Raw genomic sequence first — 16,233 nt, forward strand, 5'->3', positions numbered from 1 at the left:
TCCTGATACATGCTGCCAGCAATTGTCGTAGAAAATTTACCGCGCCTGACCCGCGCCATCCAGCAACTGGCGGCCCACCCGGACGACGAGGCCGCCTATTCGCTGGCCGATGAACTGACCGGCATCACCGCCATGGTGGCCGAGAAGTTCACCAACGACCGCACCGCCGACGGCATCCAGAAAGCCTTGCAGCTGACGGTGGGCGGCGTGTCGCTGGGCCTGGACCACGCGCTGATGCACGAGGGCGACCTCGCGGCGCTGGACTTCCTGATCGAGCACGGCGCCGAGCACGCGTTCCAGATCGGCTTCCGCCTGATCAAGGAGTTGTCGGCCTTGCCGGAGGACTCCCTGGTCGGCGAGTACGATACCGATCCGGTGTATTCGGCGCGGCGCCTGCGCGACCTGTTCGTCGACCTGTGCCAGACCGATCCGAACCAGAACTGGAACGGCATGGAGCGCTACGAAGTGCTGCTCAAGCAGCGCAAGGAAGTGCAGGCCGTGGTGCGCCTGGCCGGCTGGCTGCGCCGCCACCACAGCGAGGGTCCGGTCAACGATAGCGACCTCAACGCCGAGGGCGTGATCGCGCTGGCCATCATCTTCGCCATCGAAGGCGGCGGCCGCGTGGTGGCGCGCACCGGGCAGAAGGAGTTCGAGCGTTTCGTCAAGTCGGTGCGCAAGTCCAAGCCGGACTACGAGGAGGGCTGGGCCGCGCTGGTGGCCAAGGTGCCGGTGCAGCATCACCCGGTGCTGCTGGACCGCATCGCCAGCTATCGCACCGGCTGCACGGTGATCCAGAACATCAAGGGCCGTACGGCGATGAAAACGCTGTTCGCGGAACTGGAAAACTACGCCGGCTCCGAGTTGGACGCCGACTACAATTAAGCGGCAGCGGCCTCCGTCGCCACCGCGACGAAGGCCGCCACCAGCGGCGAGGTTTCATCCTTGCGCTGCGCCAGCAGCAAGGTGGTGTTGGCCTCGGGATCGGCCAGCGGGCGGTAGCAGACGCCGCCCATGTGGATGATGTCGAACGAACGCGGCAGGACCGAGATGCCGCAGCCGGCCGCCACCAGGCCGATGATGGTCGACGCTTCGTTGGCCTCCATCGCGATCGTCGGCATGAAGCCGGCCGCCCGGCACAGCCGGAAAATCTGCGGATAAATCCCGGTGCCGGCGGTCTTCGGATACATCACGAACGGCAGGCCTTGCAGGTCGCTGATGGCGACCGCCTTCTTTTTCGCCAAGGGATGCCCCAGCGGCAGCACCAGCGTCAGCGGATCGTGCCGCAGCACCGTCATCTCGACCGCATCGGTCACCGCCACTTCCGGCGGACGCACCAAGCCCAGATCCAGTTCGCGCGCGGCGATGGCGTCGATCTGCGGCACCGTCGACATCTCGCGCAAGGTCAGCGTCACGCCCGGATAGCGCTGGCGGTAGCGATTGACCACGGTCGCGAACAACGGCGTCAGCGGGGTGGAGAAGGTGAAGCCGACCCGCAGTTCGCCGGCCTCGCCGCGCTCGGCCCGGCGCGCGGTCTGCACTGCCTGCTCGGACAGCGACAGCACGCGGCGGGCGTCGTCCAGGAACAGCTTGCCCGCTTCCGTCAGGCGCACCCAGCGCTTGCTGCGCTCCAGCAGCTGAGCGCCCACTTCGGCTTCCAGCATCTGGATCTGGTGGCTCAGCGGCGGCTGGCCGATGTGCAGGCGCTCGGCGGCGCGGGTGAAACTGAGCTCCTCGGCGACGGCGACGAAGTAGCGCAGGTGACGGAGTTCCATCTCTGTTATCTTTTTAAAGTATGAGTAACGGCTTAAATATATATTGGACAGTGATTCGGTGCAATCCTAAGATGAAGACATCGTACCTCTGAAGAGATAACCATCATGTCGTTGAGCGCCGCCGCACTACCTGCCTGTTCCGCGCCATCCCTCCCTGTGCCGCACATCACCGTCGGCAGTCCCGAATTCAAACGCAGCAGCCGCGCGCTGTTCTTCGGCGGTTTTTCGGCGTTTGCATTGCTGTACAGCGTGCAGCCGCTGATGCCGGTGCTGTCGCACGAGTTCGCGCTGAGCGCGGCGCAGAGCAGCATGGTGCTGTCGGTGTCGACCGGGGCGCTGGCGGTGTCGCTGGTGGCGTCGAGCGCGGTGTCGGAACGGCTGGGGCGCAAGCCGCTGATGGTGGCGGCGATGGTGATCTCGGCGCTGCTGACGATCTTGTGCGCGTTTGCGCAGAGTTACTCGCAGTTGCTGCTGATGCGCGCCACGCTGGGCGTGGCGCTGGGCGGCATGCCGGCGATCGCCATGGCCTATCTGGGCGAGGAGATGGAACCGAGCTCGCTGGGCTTGTCGATGGGGCTGTACATCAGCGGCAGTGCGTTTGGCGGCATGTCGGGGCGGGTGATCGCGTCGGTGCTGAGCGATCATTTTTCGTGGCGGATGGCGTTGGCGGCGGTGGGCGTGGCCGGGCTGCTGGCGGCCTGGGAGTTCTGGCGTTCGCTGCCGGCGTCGCGCCATTTCGTGGCGGTGCGCAGCGGCTGGCGCACTTTCCCGGCCGGCTTCAGCCTGCATCTGTCCGATGCCGGCTTGCCGTGGTTGTTTTCGCTGTCCTTCCTGCTGATGGGGAGTTTTATCAGCCTGTACAACTACATCGCTTATCGGCTGCTGGCGGCGCCGTTCCATCTGAGCCAGAGCCTGGTGGGCGCGGTGTCGTTTCTGTATCTGCTGGGGATTTATGGCTCGGTGTGGGCCGGGCGCCTGGCTGACCGTTACGGCCGCCGTCATGTGCTGTGGGCGGTGATGACCATCATGATCGCCGGCTTGCTGCTGACCTTGTCGAACTGCTTGCCGCTGATCGTGTTTGGCGTGGCGATGTTCACCTACGGCTTCTTCGCCTCGCACTCGATCGCCAGCAGCTGGGTGGGGCGGCGCGCCACCACCAACAAGGCGCTGGCGTCGGCGCTGTATCTGTTCTTCTATTACCTCGGTTCCAGCGTGGTCGGTTCGGCCACCGGCGTGATGTGGGGGCGCGAAGGCTGGCCGGGCGTGGTGCTGGTGCTGAGCGGCTTTCTCGGCCTGGCCTTCATGGTGGCCTTGCGCCTGCGTCGCCTGGCGCCGCTGGGGCAGGCCGAACGCTAGTCAATTCGGACAGTTGGTGTACGACTTCTTGCCGTCGGGGCGGATGTTGATGCAGTAGGTGACGATAGCGGTGACGATTTTGTAGGTGCGTGTCTTGTTCTCGCCGTCTGGTGTGCTCAGCTCGATGATCCTGGCGGGCTGGTACCACTTCGGCGGCACCGCTTCATGCGCGGCGTTGATGCCGCGTTCCAGGCGGGCCTGTTTGCTGTCCGGCGGCGGCACCGGGGCGCGCTCGGGATAGGCGGCGCGCAACTCCTTGTCGATTTTTCTCACGTCCAGCCTGGCCTGGCTCAGGATGTCGCTGGCGCTTGGCGGGCGTTGCGCGGCCGGCGCCTGGGCGAAGGGATCGTCGGGGATGCTGGCTGGCGTTGGCTCGGCTGTCGGCGGGCTTACGTCGGCTGTTGGAGGCGTGATGGCTTTCGGCGCTGGCGCGACTTTGGCCTGGGGCTCGGATTTGACCTGCGGCTTGGGCGGGTTCTTGACTGCGGGCCGGGCCATCGGCAGCAGCCACTGCATCGCCTCGCGCGGCACGCGTGGGATATCGGCGGCATGCTGGCGCTGCGTGAATGCGTAGATGATCGCTATATGCAGCAATCCGGTGATGAGCATTCCCGGCAGGTGGCGTGGTCGATATCTGGGCATGCCGCAGGATAACTTGTAAATTGGATATTTGTTGATTTTGTCACAAGTCCTTACAAAGCCTGTAAGGTTGCCGGCGGCGGCGCGACCAAGGTGCATTACTGATCGCTTTGGAGACGCCGTGAAACATTTAATCCTGAGCCTGGCCGCCGCGGCTGCGCTCAATATTCCGCCGGCGCTGGCCGCCGGTTGCAGCGCGCAGAGCCCGGCCTACCGCATTGCCTTACTGGAGTTGTACACCTCCGAGGGATGCAGCAGCTGTCCGCCGGCCGACCGCTATGTCAGCGGCTTGCGCGCGGACGGCGTGACGGAGCAACAGGCGGTGCTGTTGTCCGAACATGTCGACTACTGGAACTACATCGGCTGGAAGGATCCGTTCTCCAGCAAGACCTTCACCGACCGCCAGCGCTGGCTGAGCGACTTGGCCGGCTCGCGCACCATCTACACGCCGGAGATTTTTGTCGGCGGCAAGGAGCAGCGCGGCTGGCCGCGCGGTGTGGCCGACACGGTCAAGCGCATCAATGGCTTGGCGGCGCAGGCCGATATCGGCATCACGCTGGACGCGGCCAGCGCGGGCGGGCTGGCGGTCAGCGTGACGGCCAGGTCGGCGCATGAAGGCAAGCTGTTCGTCGCGTTGGTCGAGAACGGTGTGGCCAGCCAGGTGAAGGCGGGCGAGAACAGCGGCCGCTTGTTGCGACATGACTTCGTGGTGCGCGAGTGGTTGGCGCCGGTGCCGTTGATGTCGGGTGGCGCGGTTGTCAGCCGGACGCTGGCGCTGCCGGCCGGTGCTGCGGCCAAGCGGCTGGGCATCAGCGCTTTCGTGCAAACGGACAAGGGTGAGGTGTTACAGGCAATGTCATTGCCGGTTTGCGGCGGCTAAATGTGGCCGCGCACTGATCTGCATCAGCGCTCCATGGGTTAGCGTTCCGCCTGCCGAAACCGGCGGCGGCCTCCACTGTCGAACTTCCTTGGCACGTCTGTGCCGGAGAAAACAGAGGAGGGAGACATCATGCTGCAAGCGAACGACATCCAACATCGGTTTCATTTGTTAGAACAAGCGATAGGGCAGGCTGCGCAAGCCTGTTCGGCGGAACGCCAGGTGCCCGGCGAACTGCGCGACAGTATTCAGCGATTGGACCGGCAATCCGATACGGCGAAGGAGGTGCTGTTGTCCCAGGACCAGCTGCGCATCCACAAGCTGGTGCGCGAAATGGAGCGGCTGTCCGAGCGTGCCCGGCAGGTCTGCATCAACGTCCCGCATCTGTCGTCGCACATGCGCGGCGCGGTGAGCTATATGCATGGGCAAGTCCTGGAGCTCAAGCGGGACATGCGCATCAGTTCGTAACTACACGGAGGCGGGCCGCCTTCGCGGCGGCCTGTGAACGCTATGAACCATAAAGAAGCAATCAAGGACCAAATTGTTGTCTTACTTTACAGTTTGGCCTTCTTCCTGGTATTGATCGCGGCGGCTGTTACGTTGGACTTGTTGTCTCAATGGGTAAAGCTTATCGGTGTCGCTGATTTTACTTACAAGATGATCGCGTGGAGTGCACACGGCATGCTCACGCTGGACATGATATTATTTTTTGTCTCTTTGCTTTTCACTAGCTGGGAGTTTGTGAGAGGACTTCGAAAATGAACGATTCTGCGAACATTAAAGAACAAAGTTATGCACGGCGCATGTTCTGGAAGAGCTTGCACCGTTATTTTCTTCCAATTACCGGTGCCATCCGGGCCATCAAGGCAGAAATGATCCGCTCCGAGCGCGAGCGGAAACGTTCAAAAGACTGAGTCTTTTGGAATCACATGCCGGAACGTCGGCTCGATGTTTTTGGCGTGCAGGTGCTGGATGATGTCTTCCAGCGTCGCGTCTTTCAACAGCAGGCCGGCCGGGACGACATGCGCTGCCGGCACCGCCGGTTTGTGCGGACGCTCCTTGCCGTGTGGCGGGTGCATGGTGGTGATGGCGTGCGTGAACTGCTTGTCGCTGATGCTCTGCAGCCCCTCCAGGAACGCAGCTTGCGCGGCGTAGGGCGGCATCATTTCCAATCCCGATTCGTCGGCAAACGAGGCGCCCATGCCGGGGTTGATGAACGCGGCCCAGGTGCCGCTGGCCATATGCAGACAAGGTGGCAGCTCGGCCGTCGTGCTGGTCAGGGTGTCGGGACGCAGGCCGATCTCTTCGTTCGGGATGTCGGGGAAGTAGGTCTTGCGCAGCAGGTGCAGGAACTGCTGGGCCTGATTCAGCGGCACCGACGTCGTCAGCGACAGCCACAAGGAATAACCATTGCCGCCGCTGATGCTCACCGCCGGCGCCGGCAGGCTCAATTGATCTTGCAGCGCGTTCGCCACGCCGCACAGGCGATCCCAGTGCTGCAGGGCCGGGGCGTCGCCCATGCGGGTGAAGTCGATGATCAGCGCGCGCACCAGGCCGTTGTCCGAGACCAGGTTGATGGCGCCGGTCTTCTCGCCGCCCAGGTGCTGCGCCAGCATCTCCGGCGTCAGCGCGCCGGCCGGGAAGCACTCCTGGTCGTCGAGCAGGTACAGCCGCTGCAGTTCCGCGATCAGCTTGTCCATCACAGCACGCCCTGCGCGCGCAAGGCGGCGATATCGTTGTCGCTCTGGCCCAGCAGGCCGCGCAGGATCTCGTCGGTGTGCTGGCCCAGCAGCGGCGGCGCGACCGCGTTGTCGGTCGGCGTGAGCGACATCTTCATCGGACTGCGCACCAGCTTCGTGCTGCCGGCCGTCGGATGCGGCACCTCCATCACCAGTTCGCGCGCCAGCACTTGCGGGTTCTTGTAGACGTCGTCGAGGTTGTTGATCGGGCCGCACGGCACGCCGACCGCTTCCAGCTGGTCGATCCAGAAATCGCGCGGCTGCGCCAGCACCATCTCGGCCAGCAGCGGCACCAGTTCGTCGCGATGCTGCACGCGCAGCGGGTTGGTGGCGTAGCGTTCGTGCGTGGCCAGGTCGGCGCGGCCGCCCGTTTCGACAAACTTCTGGTACTGGCCGTCGTTGCCGGTGGCGACGATGATGTAGCCGTCCGCGCACTGGAAGGTCTGGTACGGCACGATGTTCGGATGCGCGTTGCCCCAGCGCTTGGGCGGCTTGCCGCTGTTGAGGTAGTTGCTGCCCATATTGGCCAGCATCGCCACCTGCACGTCCAGCAGCGCCATGTCGATGTACTGGCCTTCGCCGCTGCGGTCGCGGTGGGTCAGCGCGGCGAGGATGGCGATGGTGGCGTACATGCCGGTCATCAGGTCGGTCAGCGCCACGCCGGCTTTCTGCGGGCCGCCGCCGGGCAGGTCGTCGCGCTCGCCGGTGACGGACATCAGGCCGCCCATGCCCTGGATCAGGAAGTCGTAGCCGGCGCGGTGCGCGTACGGGCCGTCCTGGCCGAAGCCGGTCACCGAGCAGTAGACCAGGTCGGGCTTGATGGCCTTCAGCGATTCATAGTCGAGACCGTAGCGCTTGAGCTGGCCGACCTTGAAGTTTTCCAGCACCACGTCGCAGTGGCTGGCCAGTTCGCGGATCAATGCCTGGCCGTCGGCGCTGGCGATGTCGATCGTGACCGAGCGCTTGCCGCGGTTGGCGGCCAGGTAGTAGGCCGCTTCGGTGGTGTCCTGGCCTTCGGCGTCCTTGGCGTACGGCGGGCCCCAGGCGCGGGTGTCGTCGCCGCTGCCGGGCCGTTCGATCTTGATGACGTCGGCGCCGAGGTCGGCCAGATTCTGCGAGCACCACGGTCCCGCCAACACGCGGCTGAGGTCGAGGACGCGGATGTGGCCTAGCGCTTTTGGAGCTGTCATGATGAGTGTAACCTTTTGAGTAATCCGATCAGGCCGCTAGTGTAGTGGCTCAATCGGCGCTTGCACATAATTTTTTTGCAAGGTGGCGGCCAGTTCGCGCGCGGCCTGCCAGCGCAGCTGCGGCGATGGGTAGTCGGGCTTGCTGCGGCGCGGATGTACGCTGCCCCGGTACATTTTCTTGAAATAGCCCGCCAACTGCGCCGCCGGCCAGCCGGCGCGCCAGGCCAGCAGCATGCCTTCGCGGTCGGCTTCGACTTCCTGGGCGTAGTTGGTGGGCGCCAGCTGGTCGATCAGCTCGCTGTCGTGGTCGACCGCGTGTTCCAGTTCCAGGAAGGGGCGCCCGGCCCAGCGCGGCGCCAGCTTCAGCGCCTGCTCGTACTCCTTCAGGTTGTGATGCAGGGCGGCGTGCTCGATTTCGTGGGCCAGCAGCATGGCCAGCTCGGCGTCGCCCAGTTCCAGCCGCTGCACATAGGCCTGGCTGACCAGGATTTTGCCGCCCGCCATGCAGTCGGCGTTCTGGTCGGGATCGTTGGTGGTGTGGACTTCCCAAGCCCAGCTTGCCGTGTCGGGATAGTCGCGCCTGGCGCGGGCGATCAGCGTCGCGGCGACGGCGTTGACGCGGGCGGTGAAGCGGGCGTCGCCGTCCAGCACATGCTCGTCCAGGCGGGCGGCGTACACCTGGGCGGCGCGGGCGATGACCAGTTGCTGGGTCAAGGCGGCGTCCTGCGCGGACACGGCGGCGGGCGCGCCGGCCAGCAGCGCGAGCAATACCAGCAACGTCGGCAGCAGCAGCCGGCCTGCCCAGCGCCGCCGCCTATTTGCCGCGTCCCGCATTCGTGATAATGTTGACATCGTGTCCATTACTGCTTTCGAGGCATCCACCATGTGGCCTTACCCAAAAATCGTTGCACACCGCGGCGGCGGTACGCTGGCGCCGGAAAACACCGTCGCCGGCCTGCGCGCCGGCCTGGCCTATGGCTTTCACGCGGTCGAGTTCGACGTCATGTTGTCGCGCGACGGCATCGGCATGGTCATGCACGATCCCGAGTTCGGCCGCACGGTGGCGGGGCAGGGCAGCGTGGCCGGGACCGACGCCATCGAGCTGTCCGGCATGGACGCGGGCAGCTGGTTCGGGCCGCAATTTCGCGATGAGCCGGTGCCATTCTTCACCCAGTTCATCGATTATTGCAAGCAGCAACGCATCTGGATGAACGTGGAAATCAAGCCGGCCGACGGTTTCGAGCGCGAGACCGGCAAGTGGGTTGCAAAAATAACACGCGAGCACTATGCGGCCGAGATCGCGGCAGGGGACACCGCCGCCGTTCCCTTGCTGTCCTCGTTCAGCTTCGACGCCCTGGCCGCCGCCCGCGACGCTGCGCCTGAGCTGCCGCGCGGCTACCTGCTGGACCGCATCCCCGCCGACTGGCAGGCGCAGGCGCGCGAACTGGACGCCGTGGCCATCCACACCAACCAGAAGCACCTGACGCGGGAGCTGGCGGCGCAGATCAAGGCGGCCGGCTACGGGTTGTTTTGCTACACGGTCAACGATGCAGAGCGGGGCAGGGAGATCCTGTCCTGGGGCGTGGACGGCTTCTGCACCGACCGTATTGATTTAATTGGCCCGACTTTCTCCTAAGACCCTGTGGCTCTCACGGTCATATATAATCAACCCTTTGCATTTGCCAGCTACCACTGCTTACGACATGAAATCATCTGAAATCCGCGACAAATTCCTCAAGTTTTTTGAATCCAAGGGTCATTCGATTGTCCGTTCCAGCTCTCTGGTGCCTGGCAACGACCCGACCCTGCTGCTGACCAACAGCGGCATGGTGCAGTTCAAGGACGTGTTCACCGGTACCGACAGCCGTCCGTACACCCGCGCCACCTCCGTGCAGCGCTGCGTGCGCGCCGGCGGCAAGCACAACGACCTGGAAAACGTCGGCTACACCGCGCGTCACCACACCTTCTTCGAAATGCTGGGCAACTTCAGCTTCGGCGACTACTTCAAGCGCGACGCCATCAACTACGCGTGGGAACTGCTGACCAAGGTCTACGGCCTGCCGGTCGACAAGCTGACCGTCACCGTCTACATGGAAGACGACGAAGCCTACGACATCTGGGCCAACGAAGTGGGCGTGCCGCAAGAGCGCATCATCCGCATCGGCGACAACAAGGGCGCGCGCTACGCGTCGGACAACTTCTGGCAGATGGCCGACACCGGCCCATGCGGTCCGTGCACCGAGATCTTCTACGACCACGGCGCCGACATTCCAGGCGGCCCGCCAGGCTCGCCCGACGAAGACGGCGACCGCTTCATCGAAATCTGGAACCTGGTGTTCATGCAGTTCAACCGCGACGAAGCGGGCGTGATGCATAAGCTGCCGAAGCCGTGCGTCGACACCGGCATGGGCATGGAACGCCTGGCCGCCGTGCTGCAACACGTGCACTCGAACTACGAGATCGACCTGTTCCAAGCCCTGATCAAGGCCGCCGCGCGCGAAACCGGCGCCACCGACCTGGAAAACAAATCGCTGCGCGTGATCGCCGACCACATCCGCGCCGCCGCCTTCATGATCGTCGACGGCGTGATTCCAGGCAGCGAAGGCCGCGCCTACGTCCTGCGCCGCATCATCCGCCGCGCGCTGCGTCACGGCCACAAGCTGGGCCAGACCAAGCCGTTCTTCTTCAAGCTGGTGGCCGACCTGGCGATCGAGATGGGCGCCGCCTATCCCGAGCTGGAAGAAGCCAAGGACCGCGTGGCCCAGATGCTCAAGGCCGAGGAAGAACGCTTCGGCGAGACGCTGGAAACCGGCATGAAAGTGCTGGAAGCCCAGCTGGCCAAGGACGGCAAGGGCATCGACGGCGCCACCGCCTTCACGCTGTACGAAACCTACGGCTTCCCGCCGGACCTGACCGCCGACATCTGCCGCGAACGCGATATCGAATTCGACCAGGCCGGCTACGATGTCGCGCTGAAGGAAAGCCAGGAACTGTCGCGCAAAGGCGGCAAGACCACCAAGGACGCCAAGGTCGAGTACTCGGGCGAGAAGAACAAATTCGTCGGCTACGACAACCTGAGCCACAGCAGCAAGATCGTCGCGCTGTACGCGGCCGGCACGCCGGTGCAGGAACTGAAGGCTGGCCAGGCCGGCATCGTGGTGCTGGATACCACGCCGTTCTACGCCGAATCCGGCGGCCAGGTCGGCGACCAGGGCGTGATCGGCACCGGCGCGGCGCAGTTCAGCGTCAGCGACACGTTGAAGATCCAGGCCGACGTGTTCGGCCACCACGGCGTGCTGGATACCGGCTCGCTGAAAGTGGGTGACGCGGTCAGCGCCAACGTGGACGAGGCCAAGCGCGCGCGCACCATCCGCAACCACTCGGCCACCCACCTGATGCACAAAGCCCTGCGCGAAGTGCTGGGTTCGCACGTGGCGCAGAAGGGCTCGCTGGTCGATCCCGACAAGACCCGTTTCGACTTCAGCCACAACGCACCGCTGACGGCCGAGCAGATCGCCGAAGTGGAAGCCAAGGTCAACAAAGAGATCCTGGAAAACCACGCGACCAAGGCGCAGAACATGTCCTTCGACGACGCGGTCAAGCATGGCGCGATGGCGCTGTTCGGCGAGAAGTACGGCGACGAAGTGCGGGTGCTGGACATCGGCTCGTCCAAAGAGCTGTGCGGCGGTGTGCACGTGCATCGCACCGGCGACATCGGCCTGTTCAAGATTATCGGTGAAGGCGGCGTCGCAGCGGGTATCCGCCGCGTCGAAGCCGTGACCGGCGAGGGCGCGCTGGCGCTGGTGCAAGCGATGAACCGCCGCTTGCTGGAAGCTTCGGCCGCGCTGAAGTCGACGCCGGAAGAACTGACCGCGCGTATCGGCCAGGTGCAGGACAACGTCAAGGCGCTGGAGAAGGAACTGGCCGCGCTGAAATCGAAACTGGCTTCGGGCCAGGGCGATGAGCTGGTCACGCAAGCGGTCGATGTCAACGGCATCAAGGTGCTCGCTGCCGTGCTGGAAGGCGCCGACGTGGCCCGCCTGCGCGAAACCATGGACAAGCTGAAGGACAAGCTGAAGACCGCCGCCATCGTGCTGGCCAGCGTGGCCGACGGCAAAGTCAGCCTGATCGCGGGCGTGACGGCGGACGCCACGTCCAAGGTCAAGGCGGGCGAGCTGGTGAACTTCGTTGCACAACAAGTGGGCGGAAAAGGCGGCGGACGCCCTGATATGGCGCAGGCCGGCGGTACCGATCCTAGCGGTCTGGCTGCTGCGCTGCTGGCTGTTCCGGGCTGGGTGGGCGAGCGCGCCTAAGTTGCCTAAAAGCCTTGTAAAGCAGTAACTATGCGGCCTGCGTATCTTACGCAGGCCGTTGTTGTCTGGAGCGAGCTGTTGTATACTTGCCAGTTCCCGTTGCAAACTTGCAACGCACTATGAACTATTTTGGTGCAGCGCGTCATTCGATCTGTTTTGGAGTAGTATGACGTCAGTCCTAACAAAACATGCGGGTTCTTGATGAGCGACACGATACTTGAAAACGAAATCATGGAATTCCACAAAGAACTCGACGCACGCGGCTTGAACTGTCCGCTGCCGATTCTCAAGGCTAAGAAAGCCTTGTCCGAGTTGCAAAGTGGCGAAGTCCTGCGCATCATGGCGACGGACCCAGGTTCGGTGCGCGATTTCCAGGCATTTGCCAAGCAGACCGGCAACGCCCTGTTGTCCCATGTCCAGACCGGCCGCGAATTTGTCTTTTTGATGCAGCGCAAATAAGCCTGTTGCGTCTTTTTCCGTAGAAACATCGTCTGAGAGATTTATTTTTTAGACGATTTCTACTAGCTAAAAAACGCACGATCGTGCTTTATTTTCTTGTGCAGGCTGAATTTCTCATATAATCTAGCCCACATAATTTAGTCCCGAATTCTTTAATTTTTCCAAAGGCACAGCTATGAAAGTCTTGGTACCCGTCAAACGCGTGGTCGACTACAACGTCAAAGTGCGCGTCAAGTCCGACGGCACTGGCGTCGATATCGCCAACGTCAAAATGTCGATGAACCCATTCGATGAGATCGCGCTGGAAGAAGCGATGCGCCTCAAGGAAGCCGGCAAAGTCACCGAAGTGGTCGCCGTATCGTGCGGCGTGACCCAGTGCCAGGAAACCCTGCGCACCGGCATGGCGATCGGCGCCGACCGCGGCATCCTGGTGGAAACCGCCGTCGAGCTGGAGCCGCTGGCGGTGGCCAAGCTGCTCAAGGCGCTGGCTGACAAAGAGCAGCCGCAGCTGATCATCCTGGGCAAGCAGGCGATCGACGATGACTCGAACCAGACCGGCCAGATGCTGGCTGCCCTGCTGGGTTGGCCGCAAGCGACGTTCGCGTCGAAAGTGGTGCTGGAAGACGGCAAAGTCACCGTGACGCGCGAAGTGGACGGCGGCCTGGAAACCCTGGCGCTGACCTTGCCTGCGATCATCACCACCGACCTGCGTTTGAACGAGCCACGCTATGTGACGCTGCCGAACATCATGAAGGCCAAGAAGAAACCGCTGGATGTGACCAAGCCAGAAGACCTGGGCGTCGACGTGACCCCGCGTCTGAAAACCCTGAAAGTCGTCGAGCCTGCGAAGCGCTCGGCCGGCATCAAGGTTCCGGACGTCGCCACCCTGGTCGCAAAACTGCGCACCGAAGCCAAAGTCATCTAAAGGATAAATCATGGTCGCATTAGTTATCGCTGAACACGACAACGCTAGCCTGAAAGGCAGCACCCTCCACACCGTTACCGCCGCAGCCCAATGCGGTGGCGACGTGCACGTCCTGGTCGCTGGCTCGAACGCCGGCGCCGCCGCTGCAGCCGCCGCGCAAATCGCCGGCGTGTCGAAAGTCATCGTGGCCGACGCCGCTTACTTCGCCGACGGCCTGGCCGAGAACATCGCCGAGCAGGTGCTGGCGCTGGCAGCTTCGTACAGCCACATCCTGGCTCCGGCCACCGCCTACGGCAAGAACATCCTGCCGCGCGTCGCCGCCAAGCTGGACGTTGCGCAGATTTCGGAAATCACCAAGGTCGATTCGCCGGACACCTTCGAGCGTCCTATCTACGCCGGTAACGCGATCGCCTACGTGCAATCGTCGGACAAGATCAAGGTCATCACCGTGCGTTCGACCGGCTTCGATGCCGCCGCCGCCACCGGTGGTTCGGCTGCGACCGAGAACGTCGCCGCGGTTGCCGACAACGGCAAATCGGCCTTCGTCGGCCGCGAGCTGGCCAAGTCGGACCGTCCGGAACTGACCGCCGCCAAGATCATCGTTTCCGGCGGCCGCGGCATGGGCTCGGGCGAGGCGTTCAAGATCCTGGAACCGCTGGCGGACAAGCTGAACGCCGCCATGGGCGCATCGCGCGCAGCAGTCGACGCCGGCTACGTGCCGAACGACTGGCAAGTCGGCCAGACCGGCAAGATCGTCGCGCCTACGCTGTACATCGCCGTCGGCATCTCGGGCGCGATCCAGCACTTGGCCGGTATGAAGGATTCCAAGGTGATCGTCGCGATCAACAAAGATCCTGAAGCGCCGATCTTCTCGGTTGCCGACTACGGCATCGTGGGCGATCTGTTCGACATCGTGCCGCAACTGGTTGCAGAACTGGGCTAATCAAGCCGTGATGAATACAGGGCCACGCTGATCCGGATGACCGGATTGCCGTGGCCTTTTTCTTGGAGACATAAGATGCCATATCAAGCACCCCTGAAAGACATGCTGTTCGTGATGAACGAACTGGCCGACCTGGCCGGCGTCAACGCGCTGCCGGGCAATGAAGACGCGACCCCGGACACGGCCGAAGCCGTGCTGGAAGAGAACGCGAAGTTTGTCGCCAACGTGGTGGCGCCGCTGAACAATCCGAGCGATAAAGAGCCGAGCTTCTGGCACGACGGCCAGGTCACGACCTCCAAGGGCTTCAAGGACGCCTTCAAGGCGTTTGCCGAGGCTGGCTGGCAGGGCGTGCAGCATCCGGTGGAATTCGGCGGCCAGGGCCTGCCCAAGCTGCTGGCGACGCCGTGCATTGAAATGCTCAACGCCGGCAGCATCTCGTTCGCGCTGTGCGCGCTGCTGTCGGACGGCGCGATCGAAGCGCTGCTGACCGCCGGCAGCGATGCGCAAAAAGCCATCTACCTCGAGAAGCTGGTGTCGGGCAAATGGACCGGCACCATGAACCTGACCGAGCCGCAGGCCGGTTCCGACCTGGCCGCCGTGCGCACCCGCGCCGTGCCGCAGGACGACGGCACCTACAAGGTGTTCGGCACCAAGATCTTCATCACCTACGGCGAGCACGACTTCACCGAGAACATCGTGCACCTGGTGCTGGCGCGCACGCCGGACGCGCCTGCTGGCGTGAAGGGCATTTCGCTGTTCATCGTGCCCAAGTTCCTGGTCAACGCCGACGGCACGCTGGGTGCGCGCAACGATGCGCATTGCGTGTCGATCGAGCACAAGCTGGGCATCAAGGCCAGCCCGACCGCCGTGCTGCAATTCGGCGACCACGGCGGCGCCATCGGCACGCTGGTGGGCGAAGAGAACCGCGGCCTGGAATACATGTTCATCATGATGAACGCGGCCCGCTTCGGCGTCGGCCTGCAGGGCATCGGCCTGGCCGAGCGCGCTTACCAGAAGGCTGTGGCCTTCGCCAAGGACCGCGTGCAGTCGCGCGACCTGGCCGGTTCGGCCGGTCCGGTATCGATCATTCACCATCCGGACGTGCGCCGCATGTTGATGTCCATGCGTTCGCAGACGGAGGCGGCGCGTGCGCTGGCCTATGTCGGCGCCGGCATCAGCGACGTGGCGCACAGCCACGCCGATGCCGAGGTGCGCAAGGCCAATCTGGCGGTGTACGAGTATCTGGTGCCGGTGATCAAGGGCTGGTCGACCGAAATGTCGCAGGACGTGACCCGCGACGGCGTGCAGGTGCACGGCGGCATGGGCTTCATCGAAGAGACCGGCGCGGCGCAGCACTATCGCGATTCGAAGATCTTGACGATCTACGAGGGCACGACCGCGATCCAGGCCAACGACCTGGTCGGCCGCAAGACCGTGCGCGACGGCGGCGCCGTGGCCAAGGGTATCATCGCCCAGGTGCGCGCGACCGAGGCGCAGCTGGCCGCGGTGGACCATGCCGACTTCAAGGCCATCCTGGCGCAACTGTCGTCCGGCAGCAAGGACCTGGAAGCGGTGGTGGACTATGTGGTCGCCAATATGAAGAGCGACATCAAGGGCGTGTTCGCCGGCAGCGTGCTGTATCTGAAGCTGGCCGGCCTGGTGCTGGGTGGCTGGCAGATGGCGCGCGCGGCGCTGGTGGCGCAGCAGAAGCTGGATGCCAACGAAGGCGACGCCAGCTTCTACAAGGCCAAGATCGCCACCGCGCGCTTCTTCGCCGACCACATCCTGTCGCAAGCGGCTAGCCTGCGCATCGCCATCATCGACGGCAGCGCCGGCGTGCTGGCCTTGAGCGAAGACCAGTTCTAAACGCGTCTTAAAACCACGGGGTTCAGTCTGACATTCGGACACGAGCCCTACCGTAAGCGGCCGCTTACGGTAGGGCTCGTGTCCGAATGTCAGACTTCGTATATTGAGCATACCGCATCTCCATTGGATAATAAGGAGGTAGGTGCGGCCGGGC

The 16,233-nt window shown here is 63.7% G+C and carries 17 protein-coding genes; 12 read left to right on the forward strand and 5 right to left on the reverse strand.

The window, feature by feature from the left end; genetic code table 11:
* The first annotated feature begins 9 nt into the window (after nucleotides 1-9).
* Nucleotides 10-882: a hypothetical protein gene (locus AC07OK_RS29570; RefSeq protein WP_494693623.1), complete on the forward strand. Its 873-nt coding sequence runs from the start codon at nucleotides 10-12 to the stop codon at nucleotides 880-882.
* On the opposite strand, the gene AC07OK_RS29575 is transcribed toward AC07OK_RS29570, so the two are convergent.
* The gene (locus tag AC07OK_RS29575; protein ID WP_332854625.1) at nucleotides 879-1,772 is read right to left on the reverse strand and encodes a LysR family transcriptional regulator; all 894 of its coding nucleotides are present in this window, start codon (nucleotides 1,770-1,772) and stop codon (nucleotides 879-881) included. The genes AC07OK_RS29570 and AC07OK_RS29575 overlap by 4 nt on opposite strands.
* Nucleotides 1,773-1,877: 105 nt before the next feature.
* On the opposite strand from AC07OK_RS29575, the gene AC07OK_RS29580 reads away from it, so the two are divergent.
* Complete coding sequence (locus AC07OK_RS29580) at nucleotides 1,878-3,128, forward strand: MFS transporter (RefSeq protein WP_494693624.1); 1,251 nt, start codon at nucleotides 1,878-1,880, stop codon at nucleotides 3,126-3,128.
* Here AC07OK_RS29580 and AC07OK_RS29585 read toward each other — a convergent pair whose 3' ends face one another.
* Nucleotides 3,129-3,737: a hypothetical protein gene (locus tag AC07OK_RS29585; RefSeq protein WP_494693625.1), complete on the reverse strand. Its 609-nt coding sequence runs from the start codon at nucleotides 3,735-3,737 to the stop codon at nucleotides 3,129-3,131.
* A 151-nt stretch (nucleotides 3,738-3,888) separates the two neighbouring features.
* Between AC07OK_RS29585 and AC07OK_RS29590 the strand changes: the two genes are divergently transcribed.
* From AC07OK_RS29590 to AC07OK_RS29605, 4 genes are all read left to right on the forward strand, one after another.
* On the forward strand, nucleotides 3,889-4,647 hold the full coding sequence (locus AC07OK_RS29590) for a DUF1223 domain-containing protein (protein WP_494693626.1): 759 nt from the start codon (nucleotides 3,889-3,891) through the stop codon (nucleotides 4,645-4,647).
* 129 nt (nucleotides 4,648-4,776) lie between these two features.
* Entirely contained in the window at nucleotides 4,777-5,112 is a 336-nt protein-coding gene (locus AC07OK_RS29595) for a hypothetical protein (protein ID WP_051108152.1), read from the forward strand.
* A gap of 42 nt (nucleotides 5,113-5,154) precedes the next feature.
* Entirely contained in the window at nucleotides 5,155-5,406 is a 252-nt protein-coding gene (locus AC07OK_RS29600; protein WP_494693627.1) for a hypothetical protein, read from the forward strand.
* Complete coding sequence (locus AC07OK_RS29605; RefSeq protein ID WP_494693628.1) at nucleotides 5,403-5,558, forward strand: hypothetical protein; 156 nt, start codon at nucleotides 5,403-5,405, stop codon at nucleotides 5,556-5,558. Before AC07OK_RS29600 ends, AC07OK_RS29605 begins: the two co-directional genes overlap by 4 nt.
* On the opposite strand, the gene AC07OK_RS29610 is transcribed toward AC07OK_RS29605, so the two are convergent.
* Genes AC07OK_RS29610 through AC07OK_RS29620 form a run of 3 tightly spaced genes read right to left on the reverse strand, consistent with a single transcriptional unit; the run spans nucleotide 5,547 to nucleotide 8,350 of the window.
* Entirely contained in the window at nucleotides 5,547-6,344 is a 798-nt protein-coding gene (locus AC07OK_RS29610) for a hypothetical protein (protein WP_494693629.1), read from the reverse strand. The genes AC07OK_RS29605 and AC07OK_RS29610 overlap by 12 nt on opposite strands.
* Entirely contained in the window at nucleotides 6,344-7,573 is a 1,230-nt protein-coding gene (locus tag AC07OK_RS29615) for a CaiB/BaiF CoA transferase family protein (protein ID WP_494693630.1), read from the reverse strand. Before AC07OK_RS29615 ends, AC07OK_RS29610 begins: the two co-directional genes overlap by 1 nt.
* Before the next feature lie 36 nt (nucleotides 7,574-7,609).
* A complete protein-coding gene (locus AC07OK_RS29620) occupies nucleotides 7,610-8,350 on the reverse strand; it encodes a M48 family metalloprotease (protein ID WP_494693631.1) in 741 nt (246 codons plus the stop codon).
* Nucleotides 8,351-8,456: 106 nt separating this feature from the next.
* On the opposite strand from AC07OK_RS29620, the gene ugpQ reads away from it, so the two are divergent.
* The 6 genes from ugpQ (at nucleotide 8,457) to AC07OK_RS29650 (ending at nucleotide 16,079) form a co-directional block, all read left to right on the forward strand.
* On the forward strand, nucleotides 8,457-9,209 hold the full coding sequence (ugpQ, locus tag AC07OK_RS29625) for a glycerophosphodiester phosphodiesterase (protein ID WP_494693632.1): 753 nt from the start codon (nucleotides 8,457-8,459) through the stop codon (nucleotides 9,207-9,209).
* A gap of 67 nt (nucleotides 9,210-9,276) precedes the next feature.
* Nucleotides 9,277-11,886 carry an alanine--tRNA ligase gene (gene alaS, locus AC07OK_RS29630; protein WP_494693633.1) on the forward strand — a complete coding sequence of 870 codons (2,610 nt, stop codon included), beginning with the start codon at nucleotides 9,277-9,279 and terminating at the stop codon, nucleotides 11,884-11,886.
* A 201-nt stretch (nucleotides 11,887-12,087) separates the two neighbouring features.
* Complete coding sequence (locus AC07OK_RS29635; RefSeq protein WP_008445984.1) at nucleotides 12,088-12,345, forward strand: sulfurtransferase TusA family protein; 258 nt, start codon at nucleotides 12,088-12,090, stop codon at nucleotides 12,343-12,345.
* Nucleotides 12,346-12,520: 175 nt separating this feature from the next.
* Nucleotides 12,521-13,270 carry an electron transfer flavoprotein subunit beta/FixA family protein gene (locus AC07OK_RS29640; RefSeq protein ID WP_020705405.1) on the forward strand — a complete coding sequence of 250 codons (750 nt, stop codon included), beginning with the start codon at nucleotides 12,521-12,523 and terminating at the stop codon, nucleotides 13,268-13,270.
* Nucleotides 13,271-13,280: 10 nt separating this feature from the next.
* Nucleotides 13,281-14,213 carry an electron transfer flavoprotein subunit alpha/FixB family protein gene (locus tag AC07OK_RS29645; protein ID WP_494693634.1) on the forward strand — a complete coding sequence of 311 codons (933 nt, stop codon included), beginning with the start codon at nucleotides 13,281-13,283 and terminating at the stop codon, nucleotides 14,211-14,213.
* A 75-nt stretch (nucleotides 14,214-14,288) separates the two neighbouring features.
* Nucleotides 14,289-16,079 carry an acyl-CoA dehydrogenase gene (locus tag AC07OK_RS29650; RefSeq protein ID WP_494693635.1) on the forward strand — a complete coding sequence of 597 codons (1,791 nt, stop codon included), beginning with the start codon at nucleotides 14,289-14,291 and terminating at the stop codon, nucleotides 16,077-16,079.
* Nucleotides 16,080-16,233: the final 154 nt, after the last annotated feature.

Source organism: Duganella sp. GW821-FHT07G03, assembly GCF_059418605.1.